The sequence below is a fragment of the Nocardioides yefusunii genome, assembly GCF_004014875.1.
Taxonomy (GTDB): domain Bacteria; phylum Actinomycetota; class Actinomycetes; order Propionibacteriales; family Nocardioidaceae; genus Nocardioides; species Nocardioides yefusunii.
Map to the genome: position 1 here is coordinate 2,677,435 of NZ_CP034929.1, position 16,143 is coordinate 2,693,577.

The 16,143-nt window shown below is 64.6% G+C and carries 25 protein-coding genes; all 25 read right to left on the reverse strand.

The genetic code is table 11. The annotated features are described in order from the left end of the window. Positions 1-329: 329 nt before the first annotated feature. Complete coding sequence (gene rplO, locus EOV43_RS12180; RefSeq protein ID WP_239022113.1) at positions 330-773, reverse strand: 50S ribosomal protein L15; 444 nt, start codon at positions 771-773, stop codon at positions 330-332. Positions 774-775: 2 nt separating this feature from the next. Further along, positions 776-958 carry a 50S ribosomal protein L30 gene (rpmD, locus tag EOV43_RS12185; RefSeq protein ID WP_128221527.1) on the reverse strand — a complete coding sequence of 61 codons (183 nt, stop codon included), beginning with the start codon at positions 956-958 and terminating at the stop codon, positions 776-778. Then, complete coding sequence (rpsE, locus tag EOV43_RS12190) at positions 958-1,560, reverse strand: 30S ribosomal protein S5 (protein WP_128221528.1); 603 nt, start codon at positions 1,558-1,560, stop codon at positions 958-960. Before rpsE ends, rpmD begins: the two co-directional genes overlap by 1 nt. A 28-nt stretch (positions 1,561-1,588) precedes the next feature. Continuing rightward, positions 1,589-1,972 (reverse strand): 50S ribosomal protein L18, encoded by a 384-nt coding sequence (rplR, locus tag EOV43_RS12195; RefSeq protein WP_128221529.1) that lies wholly within the window; start codon positions 1,970-1,972, stop codon positions 1,589-1,591. Positions 1,973-1,975: 3 nt separating this feature from the next. Beyond that, positions 1,976-2,518 carry a 50S ribosomal protein L6 gene (gene rplF / locus EOV43_RS12200; protein ID WP_128221530.1) on the reverse strand — a complete coding sequence of 181 codons (543 nt, stop codon included), beginning with the start codon at positions 2,516-2,518 and terminating at the stop codon, positions 1,976-1,978. Positions 2,519-2,545: 27 nt separating this feature from the next. Continuing rightward, positions 2,546-2,953: a 30S ribosomal protein S8 gene (rpsH, locus tag EOV43_RS12205; protein WP_128221531.1), complete on the reverse strand. Its 408-nt coding sequence runs from the start codon at positions 2,951-2,953 to the stop codon at positions 2,546-2,548. Positions 2,954-3,054: 101 nt separating this feature from the next. Next, positions 3,055-3,240 carry a type Z 30S ribosomal protein S14 gene (locus EOV43_RS12210; RefSeq protein ID WP_011757321.1) on the reverse strand — a complete coding sequence of 62 codons (186 nt, stop codon included), beginning with the start codon at positions 3,238-3,240 and terminating at the stop codon, positions 3,055-3,057. Between the two features lies 1 nt (position 3,241). Then, entirely contained in the window at positions 3,242-3,793 is a 552-nt protein-coding gene (gene rplE, locus EOV43_RS12215; protein ID WP_128221532.1) for a 50S ribosomal protein L5, read from the reverse strand. Between the two features lies 1 nt (position 3,794). Continuing rightward, entirely contained in the window at positions 3,795-4,160 is a 366-nt protein-coding gene (gene rplX / locus EOV43_RS12220) for a 50S ribosomal protein L24 (RefSeq protein ID WP_128221533.1), read from the reverse strand. After that, complete coding sequence (rplN, locus tag EOV43_RS12225) at positions 4,160-4,528, reverse strand: 50S ribosomal protein L14 (protein WP_128221534.1); 369 nt, start codon at positions 4,526-4,528, stop codon at positions 4,160-4,162. The genes rplX and rplN overlap by 1 nt, the downstream gene beginning before the upstream one ends. Before the next feature lie 104 nt (positions 4,529-4,632). Further along, positions 4,633-4,893: a 30S ribosomal protein S17 gene (gene rpsQ, locus EOV43_RS12230; protein ID WP_128221535.1), complete on the reverse strand. Its 261-nt coding sequence runs from the start codon at positions 4,891-4,893 to the stop codon at positions 4,633-4,635. Then, a complete protein-coding gene (rpmC, locus tag EOV43_RS12235) occupies positions 4,890-5,138 on the reverse strand; it encodes a 50S ribosomal protein L29 (RefSeq protein ID WP_128221536.1) in 249 nt (82 codons plus the stop codon). The genes rpsQ and rpmC overlap by 4 nt, the downstream gene beginning before the upstream one ends. Beyond that, positions 5,138-5,557, reverse strand: coding sequence for a 50S ribosomal protein L16 (rplP, locus tag EOV43_RS12240; protein WP_128221537.1), 420 nt, complete (start codon positions 5,555-5,557; stop codon positions 5,138-5,140). The genes rpmC and rplP overlap by 1 nt, the downstream gene beginning before the upstream one ends. 5 nt (positions 5,558-5,562) lie before the next feature. After that, the gene (gene rpsC, locus EOV43_RS12245; protein WP_128221538.1) at positions 5,563-6,378 is read right to left on the reverse strand and encodes a 30S ribosomal protein S3; all 816 of its coding nucleotides are present in this window, start codon (positions 6,376-6,378) and stop codon (positions 5,563-5,565) included. Further along, a complete protein-coding gene (rplV, locus tag EOV43_RS12250) occupies positions 6,378-6,797 on the reverse strand; it encodes a 50S ribosomal protein L22 (protein ID WP_128221539.1) in 420 nt (139 codons plus the stop codon). Before rplV ends, rpsC begins: the two co-directional genes overlap by 1 nt. Positions 6,798-6,832: 35 nt before the next feature. After that, the gene (gene rpsS / locus EOV43_RS12255; protein WP_128221540.1) at positions 6,833-7,114 is read right to left on the reverse strand and encodes a 30S ribosomal protein S19; all 282 of its coding nucleotides are present in this window, start codon (positions 7,112-7,114) and stop codon (positions 6,833-6,835) included. Positions 7,115-7,119: 5 nt separating this feature from the next. Next, positions 7,120-7,956 (reverse strand): 50S ribosomal protein L2, encoded by an 837-nt coding sequence (gene rplB, locus EOV43_RS12260; protein WP_128221541.1) that lies wholly within the window; start codon positions 7,954-7,956, stop codon positions 7,120-7,122. Positions 7,957-7,991: 35 nt separating this feature from the next. Next, positions 7,992-8,297: a 50S ribosomal protein L23 gene (gene rplW / locus EOV43_RS12265; protein WP_128221542.1), complete on the reverse strand. Its 306-nt coding sequence runs from the start codon at positions 8,295-8,297 to the stop codon at positions 7,992-7,994. After that, the gene (gene rplD / locus EOV43_RS12270) at positions 8,294-8,917 is read right to left on the reverse strand and encodes a 50S ribosomal protein L4 (RefSeq protein ID WP_128221543.1); all 624 of its coding nucleotides are present in this window, start codon (positions 8,915-8,917) and stop codon (positions 8,294-8,296) included. The genes rplW and rplD overlap by 4 nt, the downstream gene beginning before the upstream one ends. A gap of 2 nt (positions 8,918-8,919) precedes the next feature. Further along, positions 8,920-9,579, reverse strand: coding sequence for a 50S ribosomal protein L3 (rplC, locus tag EOV43_RS12275; protein ID WP_128221544.1), 660 nt, complete (start codon positions 9,577-9,579; stop codon positions 8,920-8,922). 10 nt (positions 9,580-9,589) lie between these two features. Continuing rightward, on the reverse strand, positions 9,590-9,898 hold the full coding sequence (rpsJ, locus tag EOV43_RS12280) for a 30S ribosomal protein S10 (protein ID WP_008360994.1): 309 nt from the start codon (positions 9,896-9,898) through the stop codon (positions 9,590-9,592). 480 nt (positions 9,899-10,378) lie between these two features. Next, complete coding sequence (trmB, locus tag EOV43_RS12285; protein WP_128221545.1) at positions 10,379-11,125, reverse strand: tRNA (guanosine(46)-N7)-methyltransferase TrmB; 747 nt, start codon at positions 11,123-11,125, stop codon at positions 10,379-10,381. A gap of 111 nt (positions 11,126-11,236) precedes the next feature. Beyond that, on the reverse strand, positions 11,237-12,502 hold the full coding sequence (gene ilvA / locus EOV43_RS12290) for a threonine ammonia-lyase IlvA (protein ID WP_128221546.1): 1,266 nt from the start codon (positions 12,500-12,502) through the stop codon (positions 11,237-11,239). Positions 12,503-12,692: 190 nt separating this feature from the next. After that, entirely contained in the window at positions 12,693-13,886 is a 1,194-nt protein-coding gene (tuf, locus tag EOV43_RS12295) for an elongation factor Tu (RefSeq protein ID WP_128221547.1), read from the reverse strand. A gap of 67 nt (positions 13,887-13,953) precedes the next feature. Continuing rightward, positions 13,954-16,068, reverse strand: coding sequence for an elongation factor G (gene fusA, locus EOV43_RS12300; RefSeq protein WP_128221548.1), 2,115 nt, complete (start codon positions 16,066-16,068; stop codon positions 13,954-13,956). Positions 16,069-16,143 lie beyond the last annotated feature (75 nt).

Genomic DNA, 16,143 nt, shown 5'->3' on the forward strand with positions numbered 1-16,143 from the left:
TCTTCTCGCTTGCACTAGGAGACGCCCGCCGGAGGCGGAGTCTTGACACGGCCAAGACCGTGAGAACGATATGACCTCGGACCGCAGACGCACGAACCAACGTCGATCATGCCACTTCGCGCGGGGCCGCTTCGACCTGACCCCGCCTTGTGAACGGACGGTCAGGCCCCAAGGTTCCCGTGACGACGGGAGCCCTCACAGCATTCAACCTCACCCGCAGTTCCCGCGGGGCTGAGTCGGGCCTGATGCACCGGTTACTCCCCCAAATGCGACGGAGCCCGTCGTGCGGATCCGAGGATCTGCACGACGGGCTCCGTCAATGCGCTACGTCAGGAGATCGTGACGCTGCCGCCGGCAGCCTCGATCTTCTCCTTGGCCGAAGCCGAGACGCGCTCAGCGGTCACCTGAACGGCAACGCTGATCTCGCCCTGGCCCAGGACCTTGACCGGCTGGTTCTTGCGAACCGCGCCCTTGGCAACGAGGTCCTCGACGGTGATGGTGCCACCCTCGGGGAACAGCTGCTGGATGCGGTCCAGGTTCACGACCTGGAACTCCACCTTGAAGGGGTTCTTGAAACCCTTCAGCTTGGGGAGACGCATGTGGATCGGCATCTGGCCACCCTCAAAGGCGACCGGAACCTGGTAACGAGCCTTCGTACCCTTGGTACCGCGACCAGCGGTCTTACCCTTGGATGCCTCACCACGACCAACACGGGTCTTGGCAGTCTTGGCACCCGGGGCGGGACGAAGGTGGTGCAGCTTGAGAGCGCTCACTGTCACTCCACCTCCTCAACCGTCACGAGGTGACGGACGGTGTTGACCATGCCACGGATCTCCGGGCGGTCTTCCTTGACGACGACATCGCCGATTCGCTTCAGACCCAGGGTGCGAAGAGTCTCGCGCTGGTTCTGCTTCAGGCCGACGAGGCCACGGTTCTGCTGAATCTTCAGCTGAGCCATCAGTGAGCCACCTCCGCACGAGCCTTGAGGATCGCGGCCGGGGTGACCTGCTCGACCGTGAGACCACGGCGAGCAGCAACAGCCTCGGGCTCCTCGAGGAGACGAAGGGCCTCAACGGTCGCGTGAACGATGTTGATCTGGTTGGACGAACCGAGCGACTTGCTCAGGACGTCGTGAATGCCAGCACACTCCAGGACGGCGCGCACCGGACCACCGGCGATGACACCGGTACCGGGGGCGGCCGGACGGAGAAGGACCACACCAGCGGCCTTCTCACCCTGGACCGGGTGGGGGATGGTGCCCTGGATGCGGGGAACCTTGAAGAAGTGCTTCTTCGCTTCCTCGACACCCTTGGCGATGGCCGCGGGAACTTCCTTGGCCTTGCCGTAACCCACGCCCACGAGGCCTTCACCGTCGCCGACGATCACGAGGGCGGTGAAGCTGAAGCGACGACCACCCTTCACGACCTTGGCAACTCGGTTGATGGCGACGACGCGCTCGATGTACTGAGTCTTGTCGGCGTTCTGGTCGCGACGACCGTCACGGTTACGACCGCCGGACTGGCGCTCGCCTCCGCGCTGTCCGCGCTGAGCTCCGCTCATGAGATTTCCTTTTCTCTCTGGTCCGGCGTCAGAACGCCAGGCCACCCTCGCGGGCAGCGTCGGCCAGGGCCGCGATGCGACCGGTGTACTTGTTACCAGCGCGGTCGAAGACGACAGCGTCGACGCCGGCAGCCTTGGCACGCTCGGCGACGAGCTTGCCAACCTGCTGGGCCTTGGCGGTCTTGTCGCCGTCGTTCGCGCGGAGGTCAGCCTCCATGGTGGAGGCGTACGCGAGGGTCTTGCCCACGGTGTCGTCCACGACCTGCACGGTGATGTGCTTGGTGGAACGGGTCACCACGAGACGGGGACGCTCGGCGGAACCGGCAATCTTCTTGCGGCCACGCAGCTGACGACGCAGGCGCGAGCGCGTGCGAGCAGCGGTGTGCTTGTTGTTGTCAAGCGAGATAGCCATGGATCACTTACCAGCCTTTCCGACCTTGCGGCGGATCTGCTCGCCGGCGTAACGCACGCCCTTGCCCTTGTACGGCTCGGGCTTGCGCAGCTTGCGAATCTTCGCAGCGGTCTCACCGACGAGCTGCTTGTCGATGCCCAGGACGGCGACCTTGGTCGGACCGTCCGTGGTGAAGGTGATGCCCTCAGGAGCATCGAAGATGATCGGGTGCGAGTAGCCGAGCTGGAACTCCAGCTGCACCGGGCTCTTGGGGAGCACGCGGTAACCGACGCCCACGATCTCGAGCTTCTTCTCGTAGCCGTCGGTGACACCGACGACCATGTTGTTCACCAGGGTGCGGGTGAGGCCGTGGAGCGAACGCGAAACGCGGTGCTCGTCGGGACGCTCGACCTGCAGGGTGCCGTCCTCGTCCTTCACAACGGTGATGGGAGCGGGAACGGTGTGGGACAGGGTGCCCTTGGGGCCCTTGACGGTCACCTCGGCGCCGACGATCTGAACGTCGACGGCGGACGGGACCGTGATGGGGAGCTTGCCAATACGCGACATTGCTTGTTTCCTCTCTCGGTCTCGTCGTTACCAGACGTAGGCGAGGACTTCCCCACCCACGCCCTTCTGGTTCGCCTGGCGGTCAGTCAGGAGGCCCTGGCTGGTGGAGATGATCGCAACGCCGAGGCCGCCGAGGACCTTGGGAAGAGCAGTGCTCTTGGCGTAGACGCGAAGACCGGGCTTGGAGACACGGCGAAGTCCGACAACCGCGCGCTCGCGGTTGCGGCCGTACTTCAGGGTGAGGGTCAGCGTCTTGCCGACCTCGCCCTCGGTGGGCTCCTTGACCTCGAAGGAGGCGATGTAGCCCTCCTGCTTGAGGATCTCGGCGACGCCAGCCTTCAGCTTGCTGTACGGCATCGACACCGTGTCGTGGAACGCCTGGTTGGCGTTGCGCAGACGAGTGAGCATGTCTGCGATCGGGTCAGTCATGGTCATGGCCTAATCGGCCCTTTCTCTCTGTGGTTTCGCCCCTCTCCCCCACCAGGTGAGGGAGAGGAACGACCTTCAGCGGTTGTTTGGTCAGCGGTGGTGGGAGTTCACCAGGAGGACTTGGTCACACCGGGCAGCTCGCCGCGGTGAGCCATCTCTCGCAGGCAGATACGGCACAGGCCGAACTTGCGGTAGACGGCCTTCGGGCGACCGCAGCGCTGGCAGCGGGTGTAACCGCGGACAGCGAACTTCGGCTTACGGGCCGCCTTGACCTTCAGAGCAGTCTTCGCCATGTCAGTTCTCCTTGAACGGGAAGCCGAGCTGCTTCAGCAGCGCACGGCCCTCGTCGTCGTTGGTGGCGGTGGTGACGACCGTGATGTCCATACCGCGGACACGGTCGATACGGTCCTGGTCGATCTCGTGGAACATGACCTGCTCCGTGAGACCGAAGGTGTAGTTGCCACGGCCGTCGAACTGCTTGGAAGACAGACCACGGAAGTCACGAATACGCGGAAGCGCAATCGAGAGCAGGCGGTCCAGGAACTCCCACATGCGGTCGCCGCGCAGGGTGACGTGCGCGCCGATCGGCATGCCCTCGCGCAGCTTGAACTGCGCGATCGACTTGCGGGCCTTGGTGACCATCGGCTTCTGACCGGTGATCGCGGTCAGGTCCTTGATGGCACCCTCAATGAGCTTCGAGTCACGAGCCGCCTCGCCGACACCCATGTTGACCACGATCTTGGTCAGGCCGGGGACCTGCATGACGTTCTTGATCTCGAACTCGGACTGCAGCGCGGGGAGGATCTCCTCGCGGTAGCGGGTCTTGAGACGCGGGGTTTCAGTCATCTCAGATCTCCTTACCGGTCTTGCGCGAGATACGGACGCTGCGCTCGGCCTGGTAGGTCGAACCGTCCGGGCGACGCTTGGTCACCTCGTCGCGACGGAAACCGATGCGGGTGACGCCGTCACCCTCGACGAGCATCACGTTGGAGACGTGGATCGGAGCCTCAACGGTGATGATGCCACCGGTGTTGCCCGAACCGTCGTTGACGACCTTGGTGTGACGCTTCATGCGGTTCACACCCTCGACGACCAGACGCTCCTCCTCGCGGAGGACACGAATGACCTTGCCGGTTGCGCCCTTGTCCTTGCCAGCGATCACCTTGACGGTGTCGCCCTTCTTGATGTTCACGCTGGGTGCCTTCTTAGCCATCACAGCACCTCCGGCGCGAGCGAGATGATCTTCATGAACTTCTTCTCGCGCAGCTCGCGGCCCACCGGGCCGAAGATGCGGGTTCCTCGGGGCTCACCATCGTTCTTGAGAATGACAGCGGCGTTCTCGTCGAACTTGATGTAGGAACCGTCGGAACGGCGGCGCTCCTTCTTGGTGCGCACGACGACGGCCTTGACGACGTCACCCTTCTTCACGTTGCCACCGGGGATCGCGTCCTTAACGGTGGCGACGATGGTGTCGCCGATACCCGCGTAGCGACGACCCGAGCCACCGAGAACACGGATGCAAAGGATTTCCTTCGCACCGGTGTTGTCGGCGACCTTGAGTCGCGACTCCTGCTGGATCATTGGTTTCTCCTGGTTGTCGAGCCGGTTCTCGCCCGCCTTCTCAGGCGGGCGAGCCTTGCCGAACTAGTGGTTGGAAATCGTGGTTCGCCGGGTGGGGCGAAGGATCACTTGGCCTTCTCGAGGACCTCGACCAGGCGCCAGCGCTTGGTCGCGGACAGCGGTCGGGTCTCCATGATCAGGACGCGGTCACCGATGCCACACTCGTTGGACTCATCGTGAGCCGCGAGCTTGGACGTACGGCGCATGACCTTGCCGTAGAGGGCGTGCTTCACACGGTCCTCGACGGAGACGACGATCGTCTTGTCCATCTTGTTGCTGACGACCAGGCCCTCGCGGACCTTGCGGGCGTTGCGCACGTCGCTCATGCGGTTGCCTCTTCCTTGTTCTCGGCACCCGGGGCGGTACGAATACCGAGCTCGCGCTCACGCACCACGGTGTAGATCCGGGCAATGTCCTTCTTGACCGTGCGCAGTCGGCTGTTGTTCTCCAGCTGGCCAGTGGCCGCCTGGAAACGGAGGTTAAAGAGCTCCTCCTTGGCCTCACGCAGCTTGGCCTCGAGGTCAGCACCGGACAGGTCGTCCAGGGCGACGGCGGAAAGCTTGTCGCTCATCAGAATTCACCAGCCTCGCGGGAGATGAACCGGCACTTCATGGGGAGCTTGTGCATCGCGCGGCGCATGGCTTCGCGAGCGATGTCCTCAGAAACACCGGAAAGTTCGAACATGACGCGGCCGGGCTTGACGTTAGCCACCCACCACTCGGGCGAACCCTTACCGGAACCCATGCGGGTCTCGGCGGGCTTCTTGGTCAGCGGACGGTCCGGGTAGATGTTGATCCAGACCTTTCCGCCTCGCTTGATGTGACGAGTCATGGCAATACGAGCCGACTCGATCTGACGGTTGGTCACGTAGTGACCCTCGACAGCCTGGATTCCGAAGTCACCGAAAGCCAGCGAGGTACCGCCCTTGGCAACACCAGTCCGCTTGGGGTGGTGCTGCTTGCGGTGCTTGACGCGGCGGGGCATCAACATGGAACTCAGCCCTCCTGTCCGGTAGCAGCCTCGGCCGGGGCAGCGGCCGGAGCCTCAGCCTGGGCCGGAGCCTCGTTGCGGGGAGCACGGTCGCCGCGCGAACCACGGTTCGGGCGGTCGCCGCCACGGGCCGGACGGCCACCGCGGCCGGGGGCACCGGCGCGAGCGGCCTGCTGGGCCTGGCGCTCGGCACGAGTACCGGACACCTCACCCTTGTAGATCCAGACCTTGACACCGATGCGACCGAAGGTGGTCTTGGCCTCGTAGAAGCCGTAGTCGATGTCGGCGCGGAGGGTGTGCAGCGGAACGCGACCCTCACGGTAGAACTCGGTGCGCGACATCTCAGCGCCGTTCAGACGACCGGAGCACTGGATACGAATACCCTTGGCGCCCGAACGCATCGCGGTCTGCATGGCCTTGCGCATGGCACGGCGGAACTGCACACGACCAGAGAGCTGCTCAGCAACACCCTGGGCAACAAGCTGAGCGTCGATCTCGGGGTTCTTGACCTCGAGGATGTTCAGCTGAACCTGCTTGCCGGTGAGCTTCTCGAGCTCACCGCGGATGCGGTCGGCCTCGGCGCCACGGCGACCGATGACGATGCCGGGACGCGCAGTGTGGATGTCCACACGGACGCGGTCACGGGTGCGCTCGATCTCAACCTTGGAGATGCCGGCGCGGTCCATGCCCTTGGAGAGGAGCTTGCGGATCGCAACGTCCTCACCAACGTAGGACTTGTACAGCTTGTCCGCGTACCAGCGCGACACGTGGTCGGTGCTGATGCCGAGACGGAAGCCGTTCGGGTTGATCTTCTGGCCCATCAGGCACCCTTTCCGTTCGTGGCGACATCAGCCGGCTGGACAACCAGGGTGATGTGGCTGGTGCGCTTGTTGATGCGGGTCGCACGACCCTGCGCACGCGGACGCCAACGCTTCATGGTGGGGCCCTCGTCGACCGTGGCCTTGCTGATGATCAGGTCAGCCTTGTTGAGGCCTTCCGTGGTCACAGCGTTGGCGACGGCGCTCTCGAGCACCTTGTAGATGGTCTCCGAGGCGGCCTGCGGTGCGAACTGCAGCAGCGCCAGGGCCTCGTCGACGGGAAGGCCGCGAACCATGTCAACGACACGGCGAGCCTTCATCGGGGTGATTCGCACGAATCGCGCGCTCGCGAAGGCGCCCGGCTGGTCGCCGAGCAGCGACTCGCGACGGGCGCTGGTGCGCACACGCTCAGTAACGCTCATTGCTCGTTATCTCCAGTTTCCTAGATCGCGCCGCGTCAGCGACGGCGACCCTTCCGGTCTTCCTTCACGTGCCCGCGGTAGGTGCGGGTCGGGGCAAACTCGCCCAGCTTGTGGCCGACCATGGAGTCGGTCACGAAGACGGGGATGTGCTTGCGACCGTCGTGCACGGCGATCGTGTGACCGATCATGTTCGGCAGGATCATCGAACGGCGCGACCAGGTCTTGATGACGTTCTGGGTGCCCTTCTCGTTCTCGGCTTCCACCTTCTTGAGGAGGTGGCCGTCGATGAAGGGGCCCTTCTTCAGGCTACGAGGCATATGACTTACTTCCTACCCTTGCCGGACTTGCGGCGACGGATGATCTGGGAGTCGCTGGCCTTGCGCTTGCGAGTGCGACCCTCGGGCTTGCCCCACGGGGAGACGGGGTGACGTCCACCGGACGTCTTGCCCTCACCACCACCGTGCGGGTGGTCGACCGGGTTCATGACGACACCACGCACGGTCGGGCGGACGCCCTTCCAGCGCATGCGGCCGGCCTTGCCCCAGTTGATGTTCGACTGCTCGGCGTTGCCGACCTCACCGATGGTGGCGCGGCAGCGAACGTCGACGAAACGCATTTCACCGGACGGCATGCGAAGGGTGGCCTTCGTGCCCTCACGAGCGACGAGCTGGGCGGAGATGCCGGCGGAGCGGGCGATCTTCGCGCCGCCACCGGGGCGGAGCTCGATGCAGTGGATGGTGGAACCAACCGGGATGTTGCGCAGCGGCAGGTTGTTGCCAACCTTGATGTCGGCGTTGACGCCGGACTCGATCACGGTGCCCTGGGTCAGACCCTTGGGCGCGATGATGTAGCGCTTCTCGCCGTCTGCGAAGTGCAGGAGCGCGATGCGGGCGGTGCGGTTCGGGTCGTACTCGATGTGAGCGACCTTGGCCGGCACGCCGTCCTTGTCGTAACGACGGAAGTCGATGATGCGGTAGGCACGCTTGTGACCGCCACCCTTGTGACGCGTGGTGATGCGTCCCTGGTTGTTGCGGCCGCCGGTCTTCGGCAGCGGGCGCGTCAGCGACTTCTCCGGCGTGGTCCGGGTGATCTCAGCGAAGTCGGCCACCGAGGAGCCACGACGGCCCGGGGTAGTCGGCTTGTACTTGCGGATAGCCATAGTCTGTCCTTATTTCTTCGCCTTCACAGATCCGGTCAGGAGACCGGACCTCCGAAGATGTCGATGCGGTGACCCTCGGCGAGGCTGACAATGGCGCGCTTGGTGTCCTTGCGCTTGCCCAGACCAGACTTGGTGCGACGGGTCTTGCCCTTGCGGTTGATCGTGTTCACCGAAGAGACCTTGACGTTGAAGATCTTCTCAACGGCAATCTTGATCTCGGTCTTGTTGGAGTCCGGGTGCACGAGGAACGTGTACTTGTTCGCGTCGAGGAGCGAGTAGCTCTTCTCGGACACGACCGGGGCCAACAGGACGTCGCGGTGGTCCTTGTACAGGGTGCTCACTTGGTGTCCTCCTCGGCGGTCTTGGTCTTGCCGGCGACGAAGGCCTCGTACGAACCCTTGGTGAACACGACGTCGTCGGAAGCCAGCACGTCGTAGGTGTTGACCTGGTCAACAGCAACGATGTGGACCTGCGGCGCGTTGCGCAGCGAGAGCCAGGTGACGGTGTCGGTGCGCTCGAGGACGACCAGGTAACGCGAACGCTCGGTGAGAGCGGTCAGCGCCACGATGGCGGCCTTGGTCGAGGGCTTGTCACCCTTGACGAGCTCGTTGACGACGTGGACGCGGCCGTTACGGGCGCGGTCCGACAGGGCGCCCTTGAGAGCGGCGGCCTTCATCTTCTTGGGGGTGCGCTGCGAGTAGTCGCGCGGCACGGGACCGTGCACGACGCCACCACCGGCGAACTGCGGAGCGCGGGTCGAGCCCTGACGGGCGCGGCCGGTGCCCTTCTGCTTGTACGGCTTGCGTCCACCACCGCGAACCTCGCCGCGGGACTTGGCCTTGTGCGTTCCCTGGCGGGCAGCAGCCTGCTGGGCGACGACGACCTGGTGGATCAGCGGAACGTTGACCTCGACGTCGAAGATCTCGGCGGGAAGGGCAACCTTAACGGTCTTGGTAGCCATGCTCAGGCCTCCGTCTTCTTGGCAGCGGAACGCAGCACCACGAGACCGCCCTTGTTGCCGGGAACGGCACCCTTGAGCAGGATCAGGCCCTTCTCGACGTCCACGGCGTGCACGGTGACGTTCTGGGTGGTGACGGTGTCGTTACCCATACGGCCAGCCATGCGCGTGCCCTTGAAGACGCGACCCGGGGTGGCGCAGGCGCCGATGGAACCGGGCTTGCGGTGGTTGCGGTGAGCACCGTGGGAGGCGCCGACACCGGCGAAACCGTGGCGCTTCATGACACCAGCGGTGCCCTTACCCTTGGAGGTACCGGTCACGTCGATGACATCGCCAGCGGCGAAGGTCTCGACGGCCAGCTCCTGGCCAGCGGTGTAGGTGGCTGCATCCGCGGTGCGGATCTCAACCACGTGGCGACGCGGGGTCACGCCAGCCTTGGCGAACTGGCCGGACTCCGGCTTGTTCACCTTGCGGGCCTCGATCTCACCGAAGCCGACCTGAATGGCGTTGTAGCCATCAGTCTCGGGGGTGCGAACCTGGGTCACGACGTTGGTCGACGCTGCGACAACGGTGACGGGAACGAGCTTGTTGTTCTCGTCCCAGAACTGGGTCATGCCGAGCTTCGTGCCCAGCAGGCCCTTCACGTTACGTTCGAAAGCACTCATGTCTCAGACCTCAGAGCTTGATCTCGATGTCGACACCGGCAGGCAGGTCGAGACGCATCAGCGAGTCGACCGTCTTCGGGGTCGGGTCGATGATGTCGATGAGGCGCTTGTGCGTGCGCATCTCGAAGTGCTCGCGCGAGTCCTTGTACTTGTGGGGCGAGCGAATGACGCAGTACACGTTCTTCTCGGTCGGCAGCGGCACGGGGCCGGCGACCTTTGCACCCGTACGGGTGACGGTGTCCACGATCTTGCGCGCCGAGGTGTCGATCACCTCGTGGTCATAGGCCTTGAGCCTGATGCGGATCTTCTGTCCCGCCATAGGTCTCTCTCGTCCTTCTCTCGCACCCCTGGGGGCGCCGCGTCCATATCTGTCTTTCGACGCGGGTCCCGGGTGGGTCCGCACCGCCTTGCTCTCCTCGTCATCATCGACCCCCGCGGTCGGGCGTGTCGCGAATGCTTCGCAACGAACGACCGAAGGTCTCGACTGACTGTCTGTGGCACCCACCAGGGTTCGGTGGGCCGATCGGGTCTCGGTCCTGATGGCTCAGGGTGGTACTACACACGCAAGGACGCCAAAGTCAGGAAACTCAACAGCCAAGAGGGCTATCGGGAGACGCGATTCAGGAGTCAAAGTTGTGCGGTACCCCGGCGACCCGCCGGAGCAACTTGATCAGTTTGTCATCGAGGCTGCCCGGAAGCCAAATCGGGGCCGAGAAATGGCCGTGATCTCGATCACCGAGACGTCGGCGGGTGCCGAACACCCACCGACGCCCGTCCGGATCCGGTCAGCCCGGAAGGCTCAGGCCTGCTCGCCCTGCGGCGCGGCCACAGTGCGGTAGAGGAGGTCGGTGATGACGCGGTCCTTGGCCAGCCCCTTGCGCTCGAACTTCGTCACCGGGCGCTCGTCCCAGCGCGGGACGACTCCGCCGGCGAAGGAGGGCGAGGCGTCGAGGACTTCCTGCATCTGCTCGGCGTACTCGAGCCAGTCGGTGGCGAGGCGCCACTCCCCTCCCGGGACCAGTCGACGGGAGACGAGGTCAGCGAACGCCGGGTTCACCAGACGACGCTTGTTGTGCTTCTTCTTGTGCCACGGGTCAGGGAAGAACGTCCAGAGCTCCGTGATCGCGTCGGGACCCAGGATGTTCTCGAAGAACCAGACCGCGTCGATCGAGCAGAACCGGACGTTGTTGACTCCGGCCTCGTCGAGGCGACGCAGGGAGTCGGCCACACCGGGCACCCACACCTCGAGCGCGAGCACGTTCATGTCGGGACGCGAGGCAGCCAGGGCCGCGGTCGCCTCGCCCACGCCCGAACCGATCTCGATGGCGAGAGGGGCCTTGCGACCGAACCAGGCGTCGAGGTCGAAGTCGTTGACGTCGACGGCCTCGTCGGGAATGACCCAGGCCTCGTGGTGGGCGTCCCACGCTTCTGCCTGCTTCGGAGTGAAGCGGCTGCCGCGTCGGGAGTAGCTCAGGACCTCGGCGAGACGCCGACCGTCCTCGGTCAGTTTCTGGTGGGGGCGGGCGGGGCGCACGGAGTCAGACACGATCATCAAGCGTACGCAGCCACTCCCCCGACCCCAAGTCGGTGGAGAAGACGATCGCGCCGCCTCCGGAACCAGCCGGTGGCGACGCGATCTCAGGGTTCGGGGACCTGCTCAGGAGAAGAAGGAGAACAGCGGCGAACCGGGCTCGACCTGCTCGATGCCCATCGGGCTCTCCGCCATCCGGGCCAGCAGGCCGGGCAGGAGGTCGGCGCTGTCGAGCTCGATGCCCACAAGCGCCGGGCCGGTCTCACGGTTGTTCTTCTTGACGTACTCGAACAGGACGATGTCCTCTCCGTCGGCCAGCACCTTCTCCAGGAAGTGACGGAGCGCACCGGGCTCCTGGGGGAAGGTCACCATGAAGTAGTGACGCAGTCCCTCGTGCAGGGCGGATCGCTCGACGATCTCCCCGTAACGGGAGACGTCGTTGTTGCCGCCCGACACGATGCACACCACTGCTTGGTCGGCGGGCACCTGGCCGGCGAGCTCCAGGGCGTAGGTGCTGGCCATCGCTCCTGCAGGCTCGGTGATGACACCCTCGACCTGGTAGAGCTCGAGCATCTCGGTGCAGATCGCACCCTCCTCGACGGTGTGCATCTCGTCGACGAGGTCGCGGACGACGGCAAAGGTGGTCATTCCCGCCAGTGCGACGGCGGCGCCGTCGACAAAGGTGTCGATGCTGGAGAGCTTGACCGGCTCCCCCGCAGCGAGGGCAGCGGTCATGGAGGCAGCCCCGGCCGGCTCGACGCCGATGATCCGGACGTCGGGTCGACGCTCCTTGATCCAGACGGCGATGCCGGAGAGCAGCCCGCCTCCTCCGACGGGAACGACGACGGTGTGGACGGTGTGGCCCATCGCCTCGGCCTGGGTGATCGCTTCGAGAGCGACGGTGCCCTGACCCAGGATGGTCGGCACGGCGTCGAAGGGGTGCACGAAGACGGCACCGGTCTCGGCGGCGTCCTCGGCAGCGGCGGCCGCGGCGGCGTCGAAGGTGGAACCGGTGACGATCAGGTCGACGTGCTCGCCGCCGAGGCTGAGGATGCGCTGGCGCTTCTGGCGCGGGGTGTTGCCCGGGACGTAGATGCGGCCCTTGATACCGAGCTGCGCACAGGCGAAAGCCACACCTTGGGCATGGTTGCCGGCCGACGCGCAGACGACACCTCGATCTCGTTCCTCAGGGGTGAGCCCGGAGATGGCGTGGTAGGCGCCGCGCGTCTTGTACGAGCGGGCGACCTGACGGTTCTCGCGCTTGAGCAGGACCGGCGAACCGACCTTGTCACTGAGGCGCTGACTGAACTCGAGCGGCGTGGTGTGAATGATTCCGTCGAGGACCTCGGCGGCGCGTTCGACTCCGGCAGCGGTCAACTCAACGGTGCTCATACACCGAACCGTAGAACTGAGGTCACAAAACTGTTTAATCGTATATCAGTACACGATCAGTGTGACGGCGTCGCGTCACGCTCACGCCTGGGCGTCGCCTGGAAATGACTCAGGGCCCCGAACCGAAGTTCGGGGCCCTGAGCGTGATCACTCGTCCGGGGACGAGCTAGATCAGTTCTGAATCAGAACGTCACTTGGTGATCTTGGTGACGCGACCGGCACCAACGGTGCGGCCACCCTCGCGGATGGAGAACTTGAGGTTCTCCTCCATGGCGATGGGCTGGATCAGAACGACGTTCATCTCCGTGTTGTCGCCCGGCATGACCATCTCGGTGCCCTCGGGGAGGGTAACGACACCGGTCACGTCCGTGGTGCGGAAGTAGAACTGCGGGCGGTAGTTGTTGAAGAACGGGGTGTGACGGCCACCCTCCTCCTTCGACAGGATGTAGACCGAAGCCTCGAACTCGGTGTGCGGGGTGGTGGTGCCCGGGTGGACAACAACCATGCCGCGCTCGACGTCCTCGCGCTTGGTGCCACGGAGGAGCAGACCGACGTTCTCGCCAGCCTGGCCCTCGTCGAGGAGCTTGCGGAACATCTCGACACCGGTGACGGTGGTCTTCTGCGAGGCCTCGCGGATGCCGATGATCTCGACCTCCTCGCCGACCTTGACGATGCCGCGCTCGATGCGACCGGTGATGACGGTTCCACGACCGGTGATCGTGAAGACGTCCTCAACGGGCATCAGGAAGGGCTGGTCGGTGGCGCGCTGCGGCTGCGGGATGTACTCGTCCACGGCTGCCATGAGCTCGCGGATCGTGTCGGCCCACTTCTCCTCGCCCATGAGGGCGGGGTGTGCGGCGATGCGGACAACCGGGACGTCGTCGCCCGGGAAGTCGTACTCGCTGAGGAGCTCGCGCACCTCCATCTCGACGAGCTCGATGAGCTCCTCGTCGTCGACCATGTCGCACTTGTTGAGCGCAACAACCATGGCCGGCACGCCAACCTGGCGAGCGAGCAGCACGTGCTCACGCGTCTGGGGCATGGGACCGTCGGTCGCGGCAACCACCAGGATCGCGCCGTCCATCTGCGCGGCACCGGTGATCATGTTCTTGATGTAGTCAGCGTGACCGGGGCAGTCAACGTGCGCGTAGTGGCGCGACTCGGTCTGGTACTCGATGTGAGCGATCGAGATCGTGATGCCGCGCTGGCGCTCTTCGGGAGCCTTGTCGATGGTGTCGAAAGCCGACGCCTCGTTCAGGTCCGGGTAGGTGTCGTGAAGCACCTTGGAAATCGCCGCGGTGAGCGTCGTCTTTCCGTGGTCAATGTGACCGATGGTGCCAATGTTCACGTGCGGCTTGGTCCGCTCGAACTTCGCCTTAGCCACTGGTGGCTCCTCCTGTTGTTGTTACTGACTCGTGAATGGTGTGGTACTGCCGAGGATCCGGGGCGAATTACTCGCCGCGGACCTTCTTGATGATCTCGTCGGCGATGTTCGAGGGAACCTCGGCGTACGAGTCGAACTCCATCGAGTACGAGGCCTGACCCGAGGTCTTGGACCGCAGGTCTCCAACGTACCCGAACATCTCGGACAGCGGGACGAGGGCCTGGACGACGATGTCGCCGTAGCGCTCCTCCTGTGCACGGATCTGGCCGCGACGGCTGTTGATGTCACCGATGACGGTGCCGAGGAACGACTCCGGGGTGGTGACCTCAACGGCGAACATGGGCTCGAGCAGCACGGCCTTGGCCTTGCGCGCAGCCTCCTTGAACGCCTGGTTTCCAGCGATCTTGAACGCGAGCTCCGAGGAGTCGACGTCGTGGTACTGACCGTCCTGGAGGGTGAACTTGACGTCCACCATCGGGAAGCCGGCGAGAACACCGAAGGCCATGGCCTCCTGGCCGCCCTGGTCAACCGACGGGATGTACTCGCGGGGAACGCGACCACCGGAAACGGCGTTCACGAACTCGTAGCCAGCACCCAGACCGGTCTCGGGGTTGATGTTCGGCTCGAGGTCGATGACGACCTTTGCGAACTGACCCGAACCACCGGTCTGCTTCTTGTGGGTGTAACCGTGACCGGCAACCTTCTGGCGAATGGTCTCGCGGTAGGCAACCTGCGGCTTGCCGACGGTCGCCTCGACGCGGAACTCGCGCTTCATGCGGTCGACGAGGACCTCGAGGTGAAGCTCACCCATACCGGCGATGATCGTCTGACCGGTCTCTTCGTCCGTCTTGACGGTGAAGGTGGGGTCCTCGTCCGAGAGACGCTGAATGGCGGTGCCCAGCTTCTCCTGGTCGCCCTTCGTCTTCGGCTCGATGGCGACCTCGATCACCGGAGCGGGGAAGGTCATCGACTCGAGCACGACCGGCTTGGCGTTGTCGGACAGGGTGTGGCCGGTCTTGGTGTCCTTGAGACCCATGACGGCGACAATCTGGCCAGCACCGACCGACGCGATCTCCTCGCGCTTGTTGGCGTGCATCTGGTAGACCTTGCCGATGCGCTCCTTGCGACCGTTGGACGCGTTGAGCACGGTGCCGCCGGCCTCGAGCTTGCCCGAGTAGACGCGGACGAAGGTCAGACGACCCAGGTGCGGGTCAGCAGCGATCTTGAACGCCAGGGCCGAGAGGGGCTCGTCGTCGGCCGGCTTGCGCAGGACCTCGACCTCCTCGTCGTTCGGCTTGTGGCCGACGATGGCCTCGACGTCGAGGGGCGACGGGAGGTAGTCGACAACGGCGTCGAGCAGGGGCTGGACGCCCTTGTTCTTGAACGCGGTACCGGTGAGGATCGGGTTGATGTCGCCAGCCAGGGTGGCACGACGGATGGCAGCCTTGAGCTCCTCGACGGTGAAGTCGTCACCGTTCTCGAGGTAGCGCTCCATCATGACGTCGTCGGTCTCGGCGACGGTCTCGATGAGCTTCTCGCGGTACTCGGCAGCCTTCTCGACGAGGTCCGCGGGGATCTCCTCGACGACGTAGTCCTCACCCTGGACGGTCTCGCCGCGCCAGACCTTGGCGTTCTGCTCAACCAGGTCGACGACGCCGATGAAGTCGCCCTCGGCGCCGATCGGCAGCTGGAGAACAGCAGTGGTGGCCTTCAGCTTGTCCACGATGGTGCTGAGGACGTAGTAGAAGTCAGCACCGGTGCGGTCGAGCTTGTTGATGAAGCACATGCGCGGAACCGAGTACTTGTTGGCCTGACGCCACACGGTCTGCGACTGGGGCTCGACGCCCGCAACACCGTCGAACACGGCAACGGCGCCGTCGAGGACGCGGAGCGAACGCTCCACCTCGACGGTGAAGTCGACGTGACCCGGGGTGTCGATGATGTTGATCTGGTGGTTGTTCCACCAGCAGGTGGTCGCAGCAGAGGTGATCGTGATGCCACGCTCCTGCTCCTGCTCCATCCAGTCCATCGTGGCGGAGCCCTCGTGCGTGTCACCGATCTTGTAGTTGATACCGGTGTAGAAGAGGATGCGCTCGGTGGTGGTGGTCTTACCGGCATCGATGTGGGCCATGATGCCGATGTTGCGGACCTTGGAGAGGTCCGTGGTGATGTCAACGGCCACTGAAGTTCAGTTCCTTCGAGAAGATTGCGGTTGGCGGGTTCGGGGCGCACGTCCGTAGACGTGCGCCCCGAATGA